The following is a 19,985-nucleotide window of genomic DNA, read 5'->3' as shown; positions in this document are numbered from 1 at the left end:
AATGGCATCACGCCAAAGGCGTGTCTTGTGAAAGCCGGGACAATCCCGGTTTAGTTCTGGTGTTTCTTATGGTGTCGGATGACTTCCTGAATGATGAAGTTCAGGAAAGCCTTGGCGAAATCGGGGTCCAGATCGGCCTCTTTCGCCAGGTCTTCTAACCGTGCGATCTGCGCAGCCTCGCGCGAGGGATCGGACGGGGGAAGGTCGTGTGCGGCCTTGAGCTTGCCAACGGCCTGCGTGTGCTTGAACCGCTCGCCCAGCGTATAGACAAGGATCGCGTCCAGCCGGTCGATGCTCTCGCGGTGATCCTTCAGCAACGCAGCAGCCTGTGTCACGGGGTTGGTCATTGGCCGGTCCTTTCGGAGGTCATTGGGTCAATCTGCGGGTGGCGCCAGATCTGGGCCTTTTTGCCCAGCAATTCACCGTCGCGCTCGTAGGTGGCCCCAAGCCGCCCGGCCAGGGCGCGCGAGCGGTCGTTCGCGTGGGCAATGTACGAAATGACGCCGTTCAGGCCCTGGTGCCGCGCCGCATAGGCACGGGCCGCGTTCGCAGCCTCATAACCCAGACCTTTGCCTTCGGCCTCGGCCATCAGGGTCCAACCCAGTTCGGGTTCGGCCCAGCCGGGGACATCGATCATACCGGCCCATCCCACGAAGGCGCCACTGGCCTTTTCGGTCAGATGCCACAGGCCATAGCCTCTCAGTGCCCAGTGCCCCAGCCGGTTTGCCAGTGAACTCCAGCAGGCGAATTCATCCTTGGGTCCGCCAACCATATGACTGCGTTCGGTCGCAAAGAATGCGGTCATTGTGGGCAGATCACCCAATTCGGGCGCGCGCAGGATCAGGCGCTCGGTTTCAATCGAAGGGATGGTGAATGTCGTCATGCGAGCCCCTCCGAAATCTGGTCGGGGCCGGGATGGCGGTACACCAGTTCGGTGCCGTGCGAGACGTTTTCGAAACTGCGCTCGTACTGCGCGCCCAGCCGCTCGGCCAGCGCGATCGAGCGTTCGTTGCCCGGAAAGATGTTCGAGCTCAGCGTTTCGAACCCCAGAACCTCATAGGCATAAAGGCGCGCCTCTTCAGCGGCCTCACGGGCAAATCCCTTGCCTTCGCTTCCGGCGAACATGACCCAGCCCAGTTCCGGCTCGGGCCAGCCTTCCGGCGACCACAGCCCGACAAAGCCCACGGGCTGACCGTCATGCGTTTCAACGGTCCAGAAGCCATAGCCGTGCAGAACCCAATGGCCGATCATGCTGGCAAACCAGCGCCACGCCTGATTTCGGTCCAGCGGTCCGCCAAAATCCCAGCTGCGGTCCTTGTCGGCAAAGAAATCCGCGACATTGTCGAAATCCCGCGCCTCGGGTCCGCGCAGGATCAGGCGTTCGGTTTTCAGGGTAGGAATGCAGAGGTCAATCATGCGTAGGCCTCCATCCCGCCATTCACCAGATCAGCCGGGGCAGGGTGCCGCCAGATTTCGGTTTTGCCGAATTTGGGGTGGTCATAGTAATATTCGAACTGCGCCCCCAGACGTTGGGCCACCGCCTTGCTGGCGTGATTATCCAGATCGATCAGCGAAATCGCCGTTTCCCACCCCAGCACGTCATAGGCATATGCCCGAGCGGTCAGCGCGGTTTCGGTCGCATAGCCCTTGCCGGTGGCGTGGTTCATCAGTGTCCAGCCGACCTCGGGCTCGGGCCAGCCTTCCGGAAACCAAAGACCGATCCGCCCGACATAGGTGCCGGTGTCCTTTTCATCGACACTCCAGTAACCGTAGCCGCGCAACGCCCAATGGCCCAGAAGCGAGGCGACCAGACGCCATGTCTCATCCCGGCGCAGCGGACCGCCGACATATCGCGCGGCATCGCTGGCGAAAAACGCTGTATCGGCGTCAAGATCCGCTTCCGACGGCGCACGCATAATCAGGCGCTCAGTCTCAAGGGTGGGTATGGCCAACGCAAGTGTCATGCCTGCACCTCGCCATAACGCCAGACATGCTGATCCGCGCCAATCGCGTGCTCTGCATTCACGTCCCGCACAGCGCCCAGCCGTTTGGCAAGTGCATTTGATCTGGTGTTGGATGCCGACACATAGCTAACGAAGCAACCCGATCCGAGAAGATCAAAGCCGAAATCGCGAACCGCGGCACAAGCTTCGGTCGCATAGCACTGCATGCGATGATCGGCTGAAAACAGATAGCCAAGCTCGGGTTCCTGATCGTCCCATTCGAGACCCAGAACGACAAAGCCAATGGCCACTTCCTGATCTCTCAATGCGGCCGTGAACAGGCCATGACCATGCAAAATCCAACCGGATGCATAGTACGAGAACTCGGTCCAGGCTTCCTGGTCGGTATCGCCAAAGCTTTCCTTGCAGATCGCTGTCCATACCGGCAGATCATTCAAGGTAGGAGCACGCAGAACCAGCCGCCGGGTCTCAAGAACCGGCAGAGCCGCGCGATACTGCGCTGCTGCCATCGCCGCCTTTCCGGACGGGGGCTGGGTGCAGCGTGCTGGCGTCACTTTTTCTTTCCGAACCCGCTCAGGCCCGGGGGCAGAGCCATGCCGCTGCCCATGCCTGGCATTCCGGGCATCTTGCCGCCCATTGCCTTGGCGGCCTGTTCCAGCGCCTTGGGGTCCATGCCAGCGGCCATTTCTTCGGGCGAGGGGCCACCTTTGCCGAACATGCCCTTCATGGCTTGTTTCAGCATCTTGCCTTTGCCCATCTTGCCCATCTTTTTCATCATGTCCGACATCTGCCGGTGCATCTTGAGCAGTTTGTTGAGGTCGCTGACCTCCATCCCCGAACCGGCGGCGATGCGCTTTTTGCGGCTGGCCTGCAGCAATTGCGGGTTGGCGCGTTCGCGTTTGGTCATGGATTGGATCATGGCTATCTGCTGGCGCAGGATCTTGTCGTCCAGACCGGCCTGATCCATCTGCTTGGCCATTTTGCCCATGCCCGGCATCATGCCCATCATGCCCTGCATGCCGCCCATCTGGATCATCTGTTCCAGCTGCATTTTCAAGTCGTTCATGTTGAACTGACCTTTGACCATGCGCTTCATCATGCGCTCGGTCTGTTCCATCTCCATCGTTTCCTGGGCCTTTTCGACCAGAGCCACGATGTCGCCCATGCCCAGAATACGACCGGCGATCCGGTCCGGCTCGAAGGTTTCGAGCGCGTCCATCTTCTCGCCCAGACCGACGAAACGGATCGGCTTGCCGGTGACTGCGCGCATCGACAGCGCCGCACCGCCGCGGCCGTCGCCGTCCATCCGGGTCAGGACCACGCCCGAAATGCCGACCTTCGCGTCGAATTCCTCGGCGACTTCAACGGCGACCTGACCGGTCAGGCCATCGACCACCAGCAGGGTTTCGCGCGGGTCGACCACGTTACGCACCTGCTCGACCTCGTCCATCAGCACTTCGTCGATGTGCAGACGGCCAGCGGTGTCGAGCATGTAGACGTCATAGCCGCCCAGCGTTGCCTGCTGTTTGGCGCGCTTGGCGATGTCGACCGGCTTCTGACCGGGAACGATCGGCAGGGTATCGACGCCGACCTGAGTGCCCAGAACCGCAAGCTGATCCATCGCCGCCGGGCGATAGACGTCGAGCGAGGCCATCAAGACCTTCTTGCCCTCTTTCTCTTTCAGGCGTTTGGCGAGCTTACCGGTGGTGGTCGTTTTACCCGAGCCCTGCAGACCGACCATCAGGATCGGGGCAGGTGGGTTGTCGATCTTCAGCTTGCCGGGGTCTTCTTCGCCACGCAGGGTATCGACCAGTGCGTCATGCACGATCTTGACGACCTGCTGACCGGGGGTGATCGACTTGGTAACAGCCTGACCGGTCGCCTGCTCCTGAACCTTCTTGACGAATTCACGCGCCACCGGCAGCGAGACGTCGGCCTCAAGCAGCGCAACTCGGACCTCACGCAGGGCGGTCTTGACGTCTTCTTCGGACAGGGCACCCTGTTTGGTCAGCCGGTCAAAGACGCCGGAAAGGCGTTCGGATAGATTTTCAAACATGCCTTCGGCCTCCTATGCCGTTTATCTGGTGGCACCTCCAAAGTAGGAAGCACCGGTTAAATGCACAATTGCCCCCACGGGCGTAACACGCTGGTGGGGGGCGATCCCTGAACGACTCAAGGGACCGGAAGATCAGACGCTTCCGGATGTTTGTGGCGATTTAGGCCGATTGGCTGGCAGAGTCAACCTTGCGGGTCGGCAACCAATCGTTGACGGCGTCAACCATTCGGTGTGATCCGCGCCCGCTGACATAGGCTTCGACAATCGGGTGGCGTCCAGCGCTCATTCCTTTTTCAAGGATCAGAACGGGGCGATGCATCTTGGACGTGGTCGTGTCGCGGGTCGAGGTGGTCGTTTCCACCTCAGCATGGGACAGGTTCGACAACTCATGTTCTACTGCGTCATACCCAAAGATCGATTGGCGACGGATCAAGATGCTATTGCTATTGCGGTCCAATATAACCTGAACGCGGCGCACAAAGACACAGAATGCGCCGATCCCCATCCCGCCACCGAACAGGGCAAAGAACAGGCCGAACAAAATGCCCTCGCCGCCTTCGCTGACCATGAACAGGCCGGCACCGATAAAGGCGAGGATGAAGAAGACCAGCATAACACCAATAAACCAGGGCGTGTTGGACAGGATCAATTGGTCCGGGGTATTGCGCGTCACCTTCATGGCGGCACGCTAACACCGAATTCTGGCACTGTCGTGGCTTGAATTTGCCCTCGTGTTGCGCGATGAGCGCCAAACAGGAGGTTCCCATGGACGCATCATCCGCCTATCAGGACACGCTACCGCTCAGCTCTGACGCGTTGCTGGCGCAGTTGGATGATTGGGGGCTGTCCTATCGCCTGCATACCCACGTGCCACTGCGCACGGTCGAGGAGTCTCAGGCGGTCGAGGACCAGTTCATGATGCCGGGGGAAAATGCACTGCGGCTCAAAAACCTCTATCTGCGCGACAAGAAAAAGCGGAACTATCTGGTGACGCTGGAGCAAAACCGCGAGATTGATCTCAAGGCGCTGGGCGCCGAGCTTGGTATCGGGAACCTGTCCTTTGGCTCGGCGGATCGCCTGATGCAGAGCCTTGGCATCCGCCCCGGCGCGGTCAGCCCGCTGGCGATGATCAATGGCGTTCAGAACAACGTTCGGTTTTTCATGGATGGCGCCGCGCGGCAGGCCGATGTGATCTACCTGCACCCGCTGGTGAACGACCGGACTGTGGCAATGGCGCGCGCCGACCTGATGGCGTTCTTCGACAGGATCGGCTGCCAGGTCACCTGGCTGCCCTGAGCGCAGGCCCGACGGTGCGGGCTTCCGGCAAAGGAACTAGGGAACAGAAAAAGCTAAGGGCTTCTTGCGGCGGGCTCGCGGTTTCTGCCCATCAAAAAATGTCCGGCCTACGCTTTTTGGACGAAGGCCGGACGTCTCGTTTGCGGCGGGCGACGGCCGGTCAGGCTGCCAGTTCCTGAACCGCCTTGTGGGCGTTGCTAAGCGATGTTTCGGCGTCCAGAGCCAGTTGGTCGGCAGCAACGACATCGACGTCATGGATGCCGACAAAGCCCAGCACATGCTTGGCATAGTCGGTGGCAAAGTCGATCTCGGAGCCGACGGCAGTACCGCCCGAAGCAATGGCCAGAATGGCGCGCTTACCGTCCAGCAGGCCTTTTGGACCGTTTTCGGAGTACGAGAAAGTAAGCCCGGCTCTGGCAACCAGATCGATCCAGGCTTTGAAAGCGGCCGGAACCGAAAAGTTGTAGATCGGCAGGCCAATCACGATGATGTCGGACTGCTGAAGTTCGTTCACCAGTTCGTCCGACAGGGCCAGTTGGTCACGCTGGACCGCGTCACGCTGATCGGCGGGGGTGAAGTTGGCATTGATCCAGTCTTCGGTCAGCAGCGGCAGCGGCGAGGCCAGGTCGCGGCGGATGATGCGGCCGGCCTTCAGGTGGTTGACGATCCGGTTTGACAGGTCGCGGGTGGCGGATCCTTCGCGGCGGGCCGAGGCGTCGATATGCAGGATGGTCTTGGTCATGTCAGGGTGTCCTATTGATGTGGAATTCGCGTCTGCCGCCAATATGAGCGTTGCGTGGGTGAACAAAACTCTGATAAGCCAACAGTCATTGTTGGAATTTGCACAGTGGATTTGATGCAGTGGACAATTGGGACGAAGTCAGAACCGCCTATCAGGTGGCGCGCATGGGCACCGTCAGTGGCGCGGCAGAAGTTTTGGGTGTGCATCACGCGACCGTCATCCGTCACATCGACGCGATCGAGGCACGGCTGGGGGTAAAACTGTTCCAGCGTCACGCGCGCGGCTATACGGCAACGGATGCGGGCGAGGATCTTCTGCGCGTCGCACAGGCGACCGAAGATCAGTTCAATCAGCTGGTCGGGCGGATGAAGGGGCGTGGCGACGACGTATCGGGAGAGCTGGTGGTAACGTCGCTGGCCTCGCTGGCGCCGCTGGTCGTTCCCGCCTTGACCGAGTTTCAGACTGCCCATCCGGGCCTGATCGTGCGTTACCTCACCGGCGACCGGCTGTTTCGGCTGGAATATGGCGAAGCGCATGTGGCCATTCGTGCCGGCGCCGCCCCGGATCAGCCGGACAATGTGGTGCAGCCCTTCATAACACAGGAGGTGGGGCTTTATGCCAGCAACTCTTACGTAGAGCGGCATGGCAAACCGGCAGGTATCGAGGATTTCGCTGACCACTTTTTTGTCAGCACCGACGATGAAAACAGCCGTGCTCCGTTTTCGAAATGGTTGCGCGCGACAGCTCCGGCGCAAGCGATCACCTTTCGCTGCACCAACAACTTCTGCATGCGCGAGGCGGTTCTGTCCGGTGCCGGTATCGGCTTTATGGCCCGGTGGGAAGCTTCGCGCGATTCGGAACTGGTCGAAGTTATGGAACCGCTGCCCGAATGGTCGGGCAAGCTGTGGCTGGTCACGCATGTCGACCTGCATCGCACAACGAAGGTGCAGGCGTTTTTGTCCTTCCTCAAGGAGCAGGCCAAAGGCTGGCAGCCGTGACGTTTCAGGCCCGCGGCCATCTGGCGATGCTTGTGTTTTCCATGCTGGTGGCCGGCAGTTTCTCGCTGGGCTCACTCATAGCCAACCAGATTGCGCCTTCGGCGATCACGGCGGCCAGGTTCGCTATTGCGGCACTGGTGATCGGTGCCGTGGCGATGGCGACAACCGGCCTGCCACGCAGCGCCGCGCGGGCACCCTGGCGGTATTTCGTGCTGGGCGGGCTGTTCGCCACCTATTTCGTGCTGATGTTTTACGGCCTGAAAACCGCACCGCCGGTCAGTGCTGCTGCGGTGTTCACCCTGACACCGGTATTGTCCGCGATCGCGGGCTGGTTTCTGTTGCGCCAGATCACCACGCCCCGCATGGCGCTGGCCCTGGCGGTTGGGGCCGTCGGGGCGCTTTGGGTGATTTTCCGGGCTGACTGGCAGGCGTTCCGGGCCTTCGAGATCGGCGGCGGAGAGATCATCTATTTCTGGGGCTGCGTCGCACATGCGGTTTACACCCCGATGATACGCCGCCTCAACAGGGGTGAACCCGCCGTGGTCTTCACCTTTGGCACCCTTGTTGCGGGTTGCCTGATCCTGACGGTCTACGGCTGGTCCGACATACGGGCGACCGACTGGGCAAACCTGCCTGCCATTGTGTGGATCGGGTTGCTCTATGTCTCGCTTTTTGCCACTGCCGCCAGTTTTGTGCTGGTGCAGTTTGCCACGCTGCATCTGCCCTCGGCCAAGGTAATGGCCTATACTTATCTGACACCCAGCTGGGTCATCCTGTGGGAGATCGCGCTGGGCAACGGCGCCCCGGTGGCACTGATCCTTGTGGGCGTGGTTATGACATGTGTTGCGCTTTTGATGTTGCTGAGGCCGGAAGAACCCGCTGGCGCGGTGCCTGCGACGGACACGGACGCAAATCCGGGCAAAACCGGCCCTTGAGGTAGATCAAGGTACATATATTCGAATTTCTCCATGCTTTTGGGCAAGGAGGAAATCATCATGTACAACCACATCATGTTCCCCGTCGATCTGCATCTGCCGCCCGAGGTCCGCAAGGCGGCTGACGTCGCCGCGCAGGTCGCCCAGTGGCAAGGGGCCAGGATCACCATCGTCAGCGTGACCGGAACCCAACCGGGCGAACCCGGTCAGTTCGAGGCGGCCATCAATCAGGACCTGCAGGATTTCGCCAGTGAACTGGCCGAGAAAAGCGGTGCCGAAGTGGCGTTCCGCAATATTCATTCCGTTGATGTCGGCGCTGAACTTGACGGTGATCTGACCCGTGCAGCCGACGAGATCGGCGCGGACCTGATTGTGGTGGGTACCCATGCCCCCCGGATCATGGACTATATCTTTTCAAGCCACGCCGGCTATCTGGCAAAACATGCCAGCGTGTCGGTGTTTGTCGTCCGGTAAGCTGGTTTAGTCCTCGGGCGTGGGCAGTTCAATCTCCAGAAATCGTTCGAACGCATCCAGGTTGACCGGTTCGAACTGCCCGAAGCCCTGCATCCAGACGGATGCCGCCCGCAGCGCATCGGGTTCCAGCTTGCACCATTTCACGCGGCCCCGTTTTTCCTGCGAGATCAGCCCGGCCCTGGTCAGGATGACCAGATGCTTCGAGATCGCGGCCAGCGACATCTCGAACGGCTCAGCCACGTCTGTGACCGCCATATCATCCTCCAGCAGCATCGCCAGAATGGCGCGCCTGGTCGGGTCGGCGAGGGCAGCAAATACGGTGTCGAGTTGGTCGGACATTTGTCTTTCCTAATACGCCGCATCCGGTTTGACAATTTCCGCCAAACCGTCACTGTGCCCCAGCGACCGGACGGGGGAATGCAATGGCACTCAGATACTGGCTGGTGATCAGCATCCTTGGCATCGGCTGGGGCATGTCCTTCATGTTCAACGCCATATTGCTGCGGGAACTGGGGCCGCTTTCGGTGTCGATGGGCCGGGTCGCCTTCGGTGCGCTGGGGTGCTGGGTTTACGTCGCGGGCGCCCGCCTGCCGGTGCATCTGACCGCAAGGAGGGCGCTTGGGCTGTTGGGCTTTGGTGCGCTCAGCTATGCCGGACCATTCGCGTTTTACGCACTGGCGCAACAGCATATCGCCTCAGGCGTTGCCGGGATCGTCAACGCGACGACACCTGCCTTTGCGGTCATCGTCTCGCATTACTGGCCGGGTGGTGAACGCGCGACATGGCTGAAATCTCTCGGGGTCGTCTGCGGCTTTTCTGGCATTGTGCTGCTGTCATTGCCTGTACTGCGCGCCGGGGCGACGTCCGAGTTCTGGGCCATCCTGCTGACCGTTTGCGCCCCGATCTGTTATGCGTTCTCCTTCAATCTCGCGCGGGCTTTCCGCGACATGCAACCCGTGGTGCTGGTTGCGCTGGCCCTGACAGGTGCGACGCTGGCCATCACACCGCTTGCGCTGTGGCAGGAAGGGCTGTCACATGTGACGCGGACCGAGACATGGCTGTCGCTGATGATGATCGGATTTGTTCTGACCTCGGCCGCCTTTATTACCTTCTACTGGCTGTTGCCCAAGGTCGGGCCTACCAACATGTCGACCGTGACACTGGTTGCACCGGTCTCGGCGCTGGTGCTGGGAACATGGGTGCTGGGAGAGGTGCTGCTCCCTGAGCATCTGATGGGCATGGTGGCGATCCTGCTGGGCCTGTTGCTGATCGACGGGCGTATTGTTCGGCGCTGGCGGTCCGGGGTGCAGGACAAAGATCAACCAACAGGTTGAATATGCGGAATCCGGCATTTTGCCCGGGATTGAGCAATTCGCGACGATCATGCGGGATTCTAATTTGAAAATATTATTAATAATAACAGCAGCTTGATTGGCAAAATGCTGACCCTTCAAGATCGTTGACTCTGCGCCCCGTGCGCCTTAGCACCATGCCCAAGACTGTGCGAGGAAAACGCCCGTGACCGATGACGACCAAAAGCAGCGTATGGCGCAGCTGGAGGCCAAGATCGATGCGGCGAAAAAGGCCAAACAGCCAAAGGCCCGCGCAGATGCTGACATATCCGGGGGCGAGCTTGCCTGGAGGATGGTCATCGAAATGGTATCCGGTCTGGGGATCGGATTTGGCATCGGATACGGGCTGGACAGCCTGCTCGGGACGATCCCGATCTTTCTGGTGCTGTTCACATTGCTGGGCCTTGTCGCGGGCGTGAAGGTTATGCTCCGCAGCGCGAAAGAGGCTCAAGAGAAACAAGCGGCGGCGACGGCTGCCGAGAAGGACGAGAGGGACTGAACGTGGCGACTGAGACCACCGCAGCAGAAGGCAGCAGCCTGGTATTCCACCCGATGGACCAGTTCATCGTCAAGCCGTTGTTCGGCGACGGTGCGGTGGGCATGTTCACAGTCACCAACGTGACCCTGTGGCTGTTCTTCGCGGTGCTTGCTGTTGCGGCTCTGCTGGTTCTGCCTACATCGAAACGCGCGATTGTGCCCAGCCGGATGCAGTCGATCGCCGAGCTGACCTACGGCTTCATCTACAAGATGCTGGAAGACATCTGCGGCAAGGAAGGCGTCAAGTTCTTCCCCTATGTCATGACCTTGTTCATGTTCATCGTCTCCGCGAACTTCCTGGGCCTGATCCCGACCTCGTTTACAACCACGTCACACTTCGCGGTCACCATCCCGCTGGCGCTGGCCGTGTTCCTGACCGTGACCATTCTGGGTTTCGTCAAGAACGGTGCCGGGTTCCTGGGCCTGTTCTGGGTCTCGAGCGCGCCACTGGCACTGCGCCCCATTCTGGCGATCATCGAGCTGATTTCGTACTTCGTGCGCCCCGTCAGCCACTCCATTCGTCTTGCCGGTAACGTCATGGCAGGCCACGCGGTTATCAAGGTGTTCGCGGGCTTTGCCGCGGTTGCCGTGATCTCGCCCGTGTCCGTTCTGGCGATCACCGCAATGTACGGCCTCGAGGTCCTGGTGGCCTTCATCCAGGCCTACGTATTCACCATTCTGACCTGTGTTTATCTGAAAGATGCACTGCATCCTTCCCACTAAGGTCCGATACCCCAACATCGAAACTTCCAATTCGTAAGGAGATACATCATGGAAGGCGATCTCGCACACATCGGCGCAGGCCTGGCAGCAATCGGTTCCGGCGCAGCCGCAATCGGGGTGGGCAATGTTGCAGGCAACTTCCTGGCCGGCGCCCTGCGCAACCCTTCGGCGGCTGCATCGCAGACCGCAACCCTGTTCATCGGTATCGCATTCGCAGAAGCCCTGGGGATCTTCGCATTCCTGGTCTCGCTGCTGCTGATGTTCGCCGTCTAATCTGCGGAACCTGATCCTTACGCGCAGGTGGGTCCAAGCCATAGCGGCCCACCTGTTGTAAAGACAACGTTCCGACGGAGGACATCATGGCGACTGAACCCATTAGCGAAGAAGTAGTTGGCTCGTGCGTCGACTCCTATGGCTCAGCCATCGGGATGCCGCAGCTCTGCTTCGATTGGTTCCCCAACCAGATTTTCTGGCTGGTCATTACGCTGGTCGTCATCTTTCTGGTCCTGTCCCGCGTGGCCTTGCCGCGCATCGCGGCAATCCTGGCTGAACGCCAGGGGACCATTACAAATGACCTGGCTGCGGCCGAAGATCTGAAGGCCAAAGCGGTCGAGGCTGAAGAGGCCTATAACAAGGCACTGGCCGATGCCCGTGCCGAAGCGCAGCGTATCGCTGCCGAAGCACGCGCGGAAATCCAGGCCGATCTGGATGACGCGATTGCCAAGGCGGACGCGGAAATCGCTGCAAAGGCGGCTGAATCGGAAAAGGCAATTGCCGACATCCGTGCCGGTGCGCTGGAAAGCATTCAAGTGGTTGCCAAGGATACGGCAGCTGAACTGGTTACCGCACTGGGCGGCGAGGCGGATGCCAAAGCCATCGACGGTGCAGTTGACGCACAGATGAAAGGATAAGTGACATGCGCAACACTCTTGCTCTTATCCTGACCCTCGGTGCCGCCAGCCCGGCTCTGGCCGCGAGCGGCCCGTTCTTCTCGCTTGGCAATACCGACTTTGTCGTCCTTCTGGGCTTTATCGTCTTCATTGCGGTCCTGTTCTACTTCAAGGTTCCCGGCCTGATCGGCGGTGCCCTGGACAAACGGGCCGAAGGCATCAAGTCGGAACTCGACGAAGCCCGCGCCCTGCACGAAGAAGCCCGCAGCCTGCTGGCCTCGTACGAGCGCAAGCAGCGCGAGGTGCAGACTCAGGCAGACGCGATTGTGGCGGCGGCGAAAGACGATGCGGCACTGGCGGTGGAACAGGCCAAGGTCGATCTGGAGAAATCCATTGCCCGTCGTCTGGCGGCCGCACAGGATCAGATCGCATCGGCCGAAGCTTCGGCCGTAAAGGAAGTCCGTGATCAGGCCATTACGATTGCGGTTTCCGCCGCGAACGCCGTTCTGGCCAAGCAGATGACTGCGACGCAGGCCAACAAGCTGATCGACGCATCCATTGCCGACGTTGGTGAAAAGCTTCACTAACCGTATCACATCGTGATCAAGGAAAACCCGAAAGCCGCTGGCCTTCGGGTTTTTTTGTTTCCGTACAGTCCCGAGTTAAGCCGTCAGGGCTTGCCGGTTTCATGCTCCAGTCGCTGTTGGGCAATCGCCTCGTTCCGCAGCGCTTTCTGCTGATCCGCCAGACATTGTTCAACAAAGCTCAGATGCTGCTCGACCGCCTGCCGCGCCCCCTGCGGATCGCGGTCCTGCAGGGCGGTATTGATGGCGCGGTGCTGTTCCAGAATGGCCTCTCGGTTGGTGCGTTGCTGGAACATCACCTGTCGGTTGTAGAAGACGCCCTGACGCAGCAGATCGTACATCGACCGCATCATGTGCAGCATGACCACGTTGTGGCTGGCTTCGATGATCGCCATGTGGAACTGCGCGTCCAGATTTGCCTCTTCCTCGGCGGCGTTGCGGGCATGGGCGGCTTCCATCTTGTCGATGATCGCCTGCACCACCTTCAGATCGCTTTCTGATCCCAGCCGGGCCGCGCGCTCGGCCGCCAGCCCCTCCATATCCCGCCGAAACGACAGATAGTCGAACACGGCCTCGTCATGGCTGCCGAACAGACGGATCAGACCCGGCGAGAAGGCCGAGCCCAGAACATCGGCAACATAAATGCCAGATCCCGCTTTGGCCGTCAGCAACCCCTGATCCTGCAATTCCGATATCGCGTCACGCAAAGACGGGCGCGAGACACCCATCCGGTCGGCCAGTTCCCTTTCCGCCGGCAGGCGCTCTCCGGGGCGCAGAATCCCGCGCAATATCAGCAATTCGATCTGCCGGACCACGGCCAGAGACAGCTTTTCGCTTTGAACTTTGTGAAAGGGCATCGGTCATCACGTGAAATTGGTCAACTAACATGACCACGTATTCGGCCCATGTGCAAGAATGCGCCATCACGATGATTGAAATAATAGGTCAGCAATATTGACTTTAATGCAAACGTGAATAGCGTGCCGCCGTAACAGGCTGAGGAGGTCGATTGCCATGGACAAGCTTTATGCCACCCGCGCATCCCGGATGAAGGCATCCGAGATCCGCGAATTGCTGAAACTGCTGGATCAGCCGGACATCATTTCCTTTGCAGGCGGCATACCGGACCCGGCGCTGTTCCCGGCGGACGCCTTTGCACAAGCCTTTCAGGCCGCGTTGTCCCCCGAACAAAGGGCGCAGGCCCTGCAGTATTCGGTCAGCGAAGGTTACGTGCCGCTGCGCCAGTGGCTGGGGGATCATATGCGTGCGATCGGGGTCGAATGCGGCATCGACAACATCCTGATCACCTCGGGGTCGCAGCAGGCGCTGGATTATCTGGGTAAGCTGTTCCTGTCGCCCGGGGATACGGCCCTCGTCGGGTGGCCCACCTATCTGGGCGCGCTGGCGGCTTTCAATGCCTACGAGCCGCGTTTTGACAAACTCAGCATCAATGGCAACCGCGGGGCCGACGAATATGCAGCGGCAGCAGGTCAGGGCGCGGTCAAGTTTGCCTACCTGTCCCCGGATTTTGCCAACCCCACCGGCGAAACGGTCGACCTGCGTGGGCGCGAAACCCTGCTGGATCTGGCCGAGGATCTGGACTGCGCGATAATCGAGGACGGCGCCTATCAGGCCCTGCGCTATGACGGCGATCCGATCCCGCCCGTTCTGGCGCTGGAACTGGCCCGCAAAAGGTCGATCGAAGCGTGCCGCACCATCTATTGCGGAAGCTTCTCGAAAACCCTGTCGCCGGGCCTGCGCATGGGTTGGGTGGTGGCGGCCAAACCGGTGATTTCACGGCTGGTGCTGATGAAACAGGCCGCAGATCTGCATTCGGCCACGATCAACCAGATGGCGGTGCACCAGGTGGCACAAGCCTGTTTCGACACGCATATCCCCTTGCTGCGCCGCGTCTATGGCGCGCGTCGCGATGCGATGCTGGCGGCGCTGAAGGAGCACATGCCTGAGGGTGTCGCATGGACCCGCCCCGAAGGCGGCATGTTCATCTGGCTGACCCTGCCGAAAGAGATCAACGGCGCCGACCTGCTGGCGCGGGCATTGGAGACGGTGAAGGTTGCCTTTGTGCCGGGGCACGCGTTTTTCCCCGACGGCTCTGGCACAAACACCATCCGCCTCAGCTTCTCGAACTCGGACGAAGAGACCATCCGTGAAGGCGTACGCCGGTTGGGCGAGGCCCTGCGCGCCTGATCCGGAAAGGAAACGTTAACCAGATTGCCGCAAGACTGCGGCATGATCCGTTTGCTTGCCCTGTTGCTGCTGGCGGCCTGTTCGGCTGGCACGCCCTATTTTCGCAACCTCCCGGCCACCCGTGTTGCCGTCAATGGCAGCGTGTTCGATGTGCGTGTGCGCAACGAACTGGTCGAAGCGGTGCGGGTGAACACGCAATACGCCCCGCGTCTGGGACCGATCCGCGATCGCGCGGCGCTGGCCATGGCGCAGGTATCGGGCTGCCCGATCCTGGACGTGCTGGGCGATGCCGCAGTGACGGTCGGCGTTCTGGGCTGCGACCGGGAAATGGGCGAGCGGCTATTGCTGACGGCGATCTCGCGTCCGAACTATGAGTGTATCAGCTATGGGGGATTCGACTATGCGGTGTATGAATGCACCCCTTATTGAAACGCGCGGATTGTTGCGAGATTTGGCAAGATATTGTGGATAACTCGGATCATTGGTCCATATACTGCGTATCTCCGTTGACACCTCCCCCTTCGGTTGCGCAGACTTCCTACTCATAGGAATCACGGGACCCAGCGGCCATTGCGCTTTAGCAAACTCAAACTGACCGGCTTCAAAAGCTTTGTTGATCCGACCGATCTGATCATCGCGGACGGGTTGACCGGTGTTGTGGGTCCGAATGGATGCGGCAAGTCCAATCTGCTCGAGGCACTGCGCTGGGTCATGGGGGAAAACCGCCCGAAATCCATGCGCGGCGGCGCTATGGAGGATGTGATTTTTGCCGGCGCTGCCACGCGCCCCGCCCGCAATTTCGCCGAAGTGGTCCTGACCATGGACAACTCGGAACGTCTGGCGCCATCCGGGTTCAACGAGAGCGACCAGCTTGAGATCGTCCGCCGCATCACCCGCGATGTGGGCAGCGCCTACAAGACCAACGGCAAGGACGTGCGCGCCCGTGACGTGCAGATGCTGTTCGCCGATGCCTCGACCGGTGCACATTCACCGGCGCTGGTCGGCCAAAACCGCATCGCCGAACTGATCAACGCCAAACCCCGCGCGCGCCGCCGCATTCTTGAAGAGGCGGCGGGTATCTCGGGCCTGTATCAGCGCCGGCACGAGGCCGAGCTGAAATTGAAAGGAACCGAAGCCAACCTGACCCGGGTCGATGATGTGCTGGAACAATTGGGCACCCAACTGGCGCAACTCGCCCGTCAGGCCCGCCAGGCCGCCCGCTATCGCGAGATCGGCGAACAACTGCGGCAGGCTGAAGGGATGTTGCTGTATCGTCGTTGGAAAGAGGCCGACATGGCCCGCCAGCAGGCCGAGGAAAAACTGCGCGAGCGCATCACCGAAGCCTCGCGCGCCGAGGCCGAAGCCCGCGCGGCTGCCGCCAAACGCGCCGAGATCGAAGAAACCCTGCCACCGCTGCGCGAGGAAGAAGCCATCGCCGCCGCCGTCCTGCAGCGCCAGCAGGTTCAGCGCGACCAGCTTTCCGATCAGGAATCCCGCGCACGCCAAACCATCGAAACCCTGACCAACCGCATCAAGCAACTCGGCAACGATATCGAGCGCGAAGCCGGGCTGAACCGCGACGCAGGCGAGATGATCGAGCGTCTGGAATGGGAAGCCCGTGAGCTGGCCAAAGCGGCCGAAGGTCATGACGACAAAGTCTCCGAGGCTGCCGAAATCGCGCGCGAAGCCGCATCCGTGCTGCAGAACCGCGAAGATCACCTGTCGCAGGAAACCGAGGACATGGCCCGCCTCGTCGCCCGCCACCAGTCGGCGCAGCGGCTGGTCGAGGACAGCCGCAAGACCCTGTCCCGCTCTGAGGTCGAAGAAGACAAGGCGCGCGCCGCCGTGGATGAGGCCAAAGCTGCCCTGACCCGTGCCAGCGAAGCCTTTGAGGCCGCGCAGGACGGTGAGGAAGAAGCCCGCGAAGCCGCCGAAGCCGCCGAGGAAGCTCTGGCCTCCGCTGACGAGCTGCGCAACGACACGCAGGCCCGCGAAGCGGAAGCCCGCGCGCAAAGGTCCGAAGCCGAAGGGGAGTTGGGGGCCATTCGCGCGGAAACCATGGCGCTGGCCAAACTGGTCGAACGGGATACGGCCGAAGGCGGGCAGGTGCTTGATCTGCTGCGTGTGGCGCCGGGCTATGAAAAGGCGCTGGGGGCTGCGTTGGCCGACGATCTGCGCGCGCCCCTGGTCGAAGGCGACGGTCCTTCCGGCTGGGTTCAGGTTGCGGGATATGACAATGATCAGCCCTTGCCCGACGGTGCGGAACCGCTGGCGCTGCATGTCTCGGGGCCGGATCGCTTAAGCCGGCGGATCGCACAGATCGGGTTGGTGGATGCCGATCTGGGCGCGCGACTGCAAGCTTCTCTGAAGCCCGGTCAGCGGTTGGTGTCGCGGTCGGGCGATTTGTGGCGCTGGGACGGGTTCCGGGCCTGGGCCGAGGATGCGCCAAGCGCGGCGGCCCTACGGCTTGAACAGCTCAACAAGCTGGAAGAGTTGAAGCAGGAACTGACCCGTACCGAAGCGCAGGCCGATGGTGCCCGCGCCGCGCACGAGGCGCTGTCTCGGCAACTGGCGGACGTGACCGAAGCCGATCGCCGCGCGCGCGAAGCCCGCCGTGCCGCCGATCAGCGCATGGCCGAAACCGCCCGCCTGCTGAGCCGGGCGGAGGCCGACCGCAACCTGGCGCAGGGCAAGCTGGAAACCCTGTCCCTTGCAGTGGATCGCCATAAAGAGGACGCCATGTCCGCCCGGGTCCAGCTGCGCGAGGCCGAAGGCGCATTGAGCGGTCTGGGCGACCTCGACAGTGCCCGGGCGCAGGTCGAGGACATCAAGCAGACGGTCGAGGCGGCGCGGATCACAATGCTGACCCACCGCTCGACCCATGACGAATTGCGCCGAGAGGGCGAGGCGCGGACCCGACGCTCGCAAGAAGTGACGAAAGACCTCAGCGGTTGGAAGCACCGTCTGGAGACGGCGGAAAAGCGTATCTCAGAACTGGCTGAACGCAAGGAAAGCTCGGAAGAGGAACTGTCCGATGCTATGGCCGCCCCCGGCGAGATTGCCGAGGCCCGCGAGGAGTTAAACGAACTGATCGAAGCGGCGGAGGCCCGCCGGGCCGAGGCCGCCGACAAACTGGCTGAGGCCGAGACCCAGCAGCGCGAGGTGGTCCTGGCCGAGCGCGAGGCGGAACGCCATGCCTCGGAAGCCCGCGAATCCCGCGCCGCCGCCGAAGCGCGCTGTGATGCGGCGAAAGAAAGCGTCGTTGCCGCAGCCGAACGCATTGCCGAGGATCAGCAACTGACCCCGAACCAGCTGCTGAACCGGTTGGACACGAACCCCGACCAGATGCCCGCCGCAGATGCGCTGGAGGCCGAAGTGAACCGCCACAAGCGTCAGCGCGACGCGATGGGCGCGGTGAACCTGCGCGCCGAAGAGGATGCCAAGGAGGTTCAGGAGGAGTTCGACACCCTGAACAGCGAAAAGGCCGACCTGGAAGAAGCGATCAAGGCCCTGCGCAGCGGCATCGCCAGCCTCAACCGCGAAGGGCGCGAACGGCTGCTGACCGCATTCGAACAGGTGAACGCGAACTTCGCCATGCTGTTCAAACACCTGTTTGGCGGCGGTGAGGCCAATCTGGTCATGGTCGAAAGCGACGATCCGCTGGACGCGGGGCTTGAGATCATGTGCCAGCCGCCGGGCAAGAAACTCTCGACCCTCAGCCTGCTGTCGGGCGGTGAGCAGACGCTGACGGCGACGGCGCTGATCTTCGGCGTCTTCCTCGCCAACCCCGCACCGATCTGTGTGCTGGACGAAGTTGACGCGCCGCTGGATGACGCCAACGTCACGCGCTTCTGCGATCTGCTGGACGAGATGTGCCGCCAGACCGACACGCGCTTCCTGATCATCACCCACCACGCCGTGACCATGGCGCGGATGGACCGGCTGTTTGGCGTGACCATGCAGGAGCAGGGCGTCAGCCAACTGGTCTCGGTCGACCTCAAGAAGGCCGAGCAGATGGTCGCCTGATCCATCACTGCAATGTCATGCCCAATTCAGACCCGCGCAGGGTAGGGTGGGGCATGACCCGTTTTCTGATCATTGCCCTGCTGACAGCCAGCCCGCTTGCGGCTGCAGAATGGCCCACCAAACCCGGAGACGTCCCCCTGAGCGCGCAGGAATTGGACGCATTGGCGGGCCGCACGCTGACATTCTACGACGACGGAAAATCGAAATACTCGGTGGGAGGGGCCTATTCCTACACCTACGCCAGCGGCGAATCCGCGTTCGGCACCTATTCCATCGCCGAGGACGGCAGCGTTTGCATCGCCTATCGCAACGGCTTCAGCCGCTGTGATCTGTATGTCCGCAGTGGTGAACGGCTGATCATGATTGATCAGAAGGGGAACCGCTATCCGGTGCGGCCGGAGTGAGAGCGAGGCGTGCACCGTCGATCATTTCATCCACTGGCTGCTAGGCGGGCTAAGCTGCCATGCGCTTTATTTGCTATCGCGCTGCAAGCAGCTGATCTTGGAGTTCCCGTAGTAGCTTTCTCTTCATGGCTCGCGCGTAGTCCGCATAGCCGTTCGCGATTTCTACAAATGCGCCGGGCCCAGAAATTACATGGTTCGCATAGTAAGCTTGAACCTCTGTCTCGGCCCCTTCGATCACTAGCCCGTTGACAGTCACGCGCTCGAAAGGAAAGTGTCTGTAAGCGCTTTCTGGCGGGTAGCGGTGGTTGTGGATACCATCACCGGAAACATCGAGAACAAGCCGGTCACACCAAGACACCTCGCTAAGTTTAGTCGCTCCGAAACTAAGCGCAGCGCCTATTGCGGTCGGATATTCGGCCGCTCCGCGCTGATGGACGAACAAGCGCTCAATGAACCCGGACAAATCCTGTTCGTTGTGGATAAATTTCCAAGGAGAGATGATCGTTTGCTGGTGGTAACCACTCCATTCGTAGGCCATCAGCGCAACAGCATCAGGTCTGGACAGGATCACGCTTCGTACTGATGGGTCGGACAGTGCGGCAGCGAGGCCTTCACGCTGCATTTTGTGTTCGGCATCGTCCACGCTGACCGAAACATCGAGTGCAAAAGCAAGGGCAGTCGAGCATTCTGGTTCTTCTGCTGTTGCCGGGCAGGTCGGCAGCAGCGCCAATAGGGCAATGCGTGCCAAAGGGATCATCGTGAAGCGCTCCTTTGCAACGTGTTTGATGAAAGAACG

Annotated in this window: 25 protein-coding genes; 14 read left to right on the top strand and 11 right to left on the bottom strand. The window is 61.0% G+C overall.

Features of this window, described 5'->3' with window-relative positions:
- Nucleotides 1-50: 50 nt before the first annotated feature.
- The 7 genes from ACR3EQ_RS11440 to ACR3EQ_RS11410 form a co-directional block, all read right to left on the bottom strand.
- Nucleotides 51-347 carry a chorismate mutase gene (locus tag ACR3EQ_RS11440; RefSeq protein WP_039541590.1) on the bottom strand — a complete coding sequence of 99 codons (297 nt, stop codon included), beginning with the start codon at nt 345-347 and terminating at the stop codon, nt 51-53.
- Nucleotides 344-883 (bottom strand): GNAT family N-acetyltransferase, encoded by a 540-nt coding sequence (locus ACR3EQ_RS11435; RefSeq protein ID WP_170612019.1) that lies wholly within the window; start codon nt 881-883, stop codon nt 344-346. The genes ACR3EQ_RS11440 and ACR3EQ_RS11435 overlap by 4 nt, the downstream gene beginning before the upstream one ends.
- Nucleotides 880-1,416, bottom strand: coding sequence for a GNAT family N-acetyltransferase (locus ACR3EQ_RS11430; RefSeq protein ID WP_170612016.1), 537 nt, complete (start codon nt 1,414-1,416; stop codon nt 880-882). Before ACR3EQ_RS11430 ends, ACR3EQ_RS11435 begins: the two co-directional genes overlap by 4 nt.
- Nucleotides 1,413-1,964 carry a GNAT family N-acetyltransferase gene (locus ACR3EQ_RS11425; RefSeq protein ID WP_170612015.1) on the bottom strand — a complete coding sequence of 184 codons (552 nt, stop codon included), beginning with the start codon at nt 1,962-1,964 and terminating at the stop codon, nt 1,413-1,415. Before ACR3EQ_RS11425 ends, ACR3EQ_RS11430 begins: the two co-directional genes overlap by 4 nt.
- Nucleotides 1,961-2,518 carry a GNAT family N-acetyltransferase gene (locus ACR3EQ_RS11420; protein ID WP_170612013.1) on the bottom strand — a complete coding sequence of 186 codons (558 nt, stop codon included), beginning with the start codon at nt 2,516-2,518 and terminating at the stop codon, nt 1,961-1,963. The genes ACR3EQ_RS11425 and ACR3EQ_RS11420 overlap by 4 nt, the downstream gene beginning before the upstream one ends.
- On the bottom strand, nt 2,515-4,020 hold the full coding sequence (gene ffh / locus ACR3EQ_RS11415) for a signal recognition particle protein (protein ID WP_480490685.1): 1,506 nt from the start codon (nt 4,018-4,020) through the stop codon (nt 2,515-2,517). The genes ACR3EQ_RS11420 and ffh overlap by 4 nt, the downstream gene beginning before the upstream one ends.
- A gap of 160 nt (nt 4,021-4,180) precedes the next feature.
- Nucleotides 4,181-4,699, bottom strand: coding sequence for a hypothetical protein (locus tag ACR3EQ_RS11410; RefSeq protein WP_480490683.1), 519 nt, complete (start codon nt 4,697-4,699; stop codon nt 4,181-4,183).
- 86 nt (nt 4,700-4,785) lie between these two features.
- Between ACR3EQ_RS11410 and ACR3EQ_RS11405 the strand changes: the two genes are divergently transcribed.
- Complete coding sequence (locus ACR3EQ_RS11405; protein WP_480490681.1) at nt 4,786-5,316, top strand: prolyl-tRNA synthetase associated domain-containing protein; 531 nt, start codon at nt 4,786-4,788, stop codon at nt 5,314-5,316.
- 160 nt (nt 5,317-5,476) lie between these two features.
- On the opposite strand, the gene ACR3EQ_RS11400 is transcribed toward ACR3EQ_RS11405, so the two are convergent.
- Nucleotides 5,477-6,058, bottom strand: a complete 582-nt coding sequence (locus ACR3EQ_RS11400; protein ID WP_170825217.1) for an FMN-dependent NADH-azoreductase — start codon at nt 6,056-6,058, stop codon at nt 5,477-5,479.
- 119 nt (nt 6,059-6,177) lie between these two features.
- Between ACR3EQ_RS11400 and ACR3EQ_RS11395 the strand changes: the two genes are divergently transcribed.
- The 3 genes from ACR3EQ_RS11395 to ACR3EQ_RS11385 are packed head-to-tail and all read left to right on the top strand — an operon-like array spanning nt 6,178 to nt 8,465.
- A complete protein-coding gene (locus ACR3EQ_RS11395; RefSeq protein WP_170612003.1) occupies nt 6,178-7,056 on the top strand; it encodes a LysR family transcriptional regulator in 879 nt (292 codons plus the stop codon).
- Nucleotides 7,053-7,991, top strand: coding sequence for a DMT family transporter (locus ACR3EQ_RS11390; protein ID WP_480440581.1), 939 nt, complete (start codon nt 7,053-7,055; stop codon nt 7,989-7,991). Before ACR3EQ_RS11395 ends, ACR3EQ_RS11390 begins: the two co-directional genes overlap by 4 nt.
- Before the next feature lie 60 nt (nt 7,992-8,051).
- Complete coding sequence (locus ACR3EQ_RS11385) at nt 8,052-8,465, top strand: universal stress protein (RefSeq protein ID WP_480490679.1); 414 nt, start codon at nt 8,052-8,054, stop codon at nt 8,463-8,465.
- A gap of 6 nt (nt 8,466-8,471) precedes the next feature.
- Here the strand turns inward: ACR3EQ_RS11385 and ACR3EQ_RS11380 are convergent, their stop codons facing one another.
- Nucleotides 8,472-8,804, bottom strand: coding sequence for an ArsR/SmtB family transcription factor (locus tag ACR3EQ_RS11380; RefSeq protein WP_170619201.1), 333 nt, complete (start codon nt 8,802-8,804; stop codon nt 8,472-8,474).
- An 83-nt stretch (nt 8,805-8,887) separates the two neighbouring features.
- On the opposite strand from ACR3EQ_RS11380, the gene ACR3EQ_RS11375 reads away from it, so the two are divergent.
- From ACR3EQ_RS11375 to ACR3EQ_RS11350, 6 genes are all read left to right on the top strand, one after another.
- Nucleotides 8,888-9,799 (top strand): DMT family transporter, encoded by a 912-nt coding sequence (locus tag ACR3EQ_RS11375; protein WP_480490677.1) that lies wholly within the window; start codon nt 8,888-8,890, stop codon nt 9,797-9,799.
- Nucleotides 9,800-9,983: 184 nt separating this feature from the next.
- Nucleotides 9,984-10,316 carry an AtpZ/AtpI family protein gene (locus ACR3EQ_RS11370; protein WP_170611995.1) on the top strand — a complete coding sequence of 111 codons (333 nt, stop codon included), beginning with the start codon at nt 9,984-9,986 and terminating at the stop codon, nt 10,314-10,316.
- A 2-nt stretch (nt 10,317-10,318) separates the two neighbouring features.
- A complete protein-coding gene (locus tag ACR3EQ_RS11365; protein ID WP_170611993.1) occupies nt 10,319-11,077 on the top strand; it encodes a F0F1 ATP synthase subunit A in 759 nt (252 codons plus the stop codon).
- 48 nt (nt 11,078-11,125) lie between these two features.
- Nucleotides 11,126-11,350, top strand: a complete 225-nt coding sequence (locus ACR3EQ_RS11360; RefSeq protein ID WP_005981269.1) for a F0F1 ATP synthase subunit C — start codon at nt 11,126-11,128, stop codon at nt 11,348-11,350.
- Nucleotides 11,351-11,436: 86 nt separating this feature from the next.
- Nucleotides 11,437-11,988, top strand: a complete 552-nt coding sequence (locus tag ACR3EQ_RS11355) for a F0F1 ATP synthase subunit B' (protein ID WP_170611991.1) — start codon at nt 11,437-11,439, stop codon at nt 11,986-11,988.
- Nucleotides 11,989-11,993: 5 nt separating this feature from the next.
- Nucleotides 11,994-12,554, top strand: coding sequence for a F0F1 ATP synthase subunit B (locus ACR3EQ_RS11350; protein ID WP_480490675.1), 561 nt, complete (start codon nt 11,994-11,996; stop codon nt 12,552-12,554).
- An 83-nt stretch (nt 12,555-12,637) separates the two neighbouring features.
- Here the strand turns inward: ACR3EQ_RS11350 and ACR3EQ_RS11345 are convergent, their stop codons facing one another.
- A complete protein-coding gene (locus ACR3EQ_RS11345; protein ID WP_170611988.1) occupies nt 12,638-13,408 on the bottom strand; it encodes an FCD domain-containing protein in 771 nt (256 codons plus the stop codon).
- A gap of 157 nt (nt 13,409-13,565) precedes the next feature.
- On the opposite strand from ACR3EQ_RS11345, the gene ACR3EQ_RS11340 reads away from it, so the two are divergent.
- The 4 genes from ACR3EQ_RS11340 (at nt 13,566) to ACR3EQ_RS11325 (ending at nt 19,189) form a co-directional block, all read left to right on the top strand.
- Nucleotides 13,566-14,759, top strand: a complete 1,194-nt coding sequence (locus ACR3EQ_RS11340; protein WP_480490673.1) for an aminotransferase-like domain-containing protein — start codon at nt 13,566-13,568, stop codon at nt 14,757-14,759.
- A gap of 42 nt (nt 14,760-14,801) precedes the next feature.
- Complete coding sequence (locus ACR3EQ_RS11335; RefSeq protein WP_480490672.1) at nt 14,802-15,188, top strand: hypothetical protein; 387 nt, start codon at nt 14,802-14,804, stop codon at nt 15,186-15,188.
- A gap of 141 nt (nt 15,189-15,329) precedes the next feature.
- Nucleotides 15,330-18,785 (top strand): AAA family ATPase, encoded by a 3,456-nt coding sequence (locus ACR3EQ_RS11330; protein ID WP_170611982.1) that lies wholly within the window; start codon nt 15,330-15,332, stop codon nt 18,783-18,785.
- 53 nt (nt 18,786-18,838) lie between these two features.
- Nucleotides 18,839-19,189: a hypothetical protein gene (locus ACR3EQ_RS11325; protein ID WP_170611980.1), complete on the top strand. Its 351-nt coding sequence runs from the start codon at nt 18,839-18,841 to the stop codon at nt 19,187-19,189.
- A gap of 73 nt (nt 19,190-19,262) precedes the next feature.
- Here the strand turns inward: ACR3EQ_RS11325 and ACR3EQ_RS11320 are convergent, their stop codons facing one another.
- Entirely contained in the window at nt 19,263-19,946 is a 684-nt protein-coding gene (locus tag ACR3EQ_RS11320) for a DUF1194 domain-containing protein (RefSeq protein ID WP_170611978.1), read from the bottom strand.
- Nucleotides 19,947-19,985: the final 39 nt, after the last annotated feature.

Source organism: Ruegeria sp. AN11 (assembly GCF_056536005.1).
The sequence above is the reverse complement of the archived record's forward strand: the minus strand, read 5'-3'. Positions and strand labels throughout refer to the sequence as shown.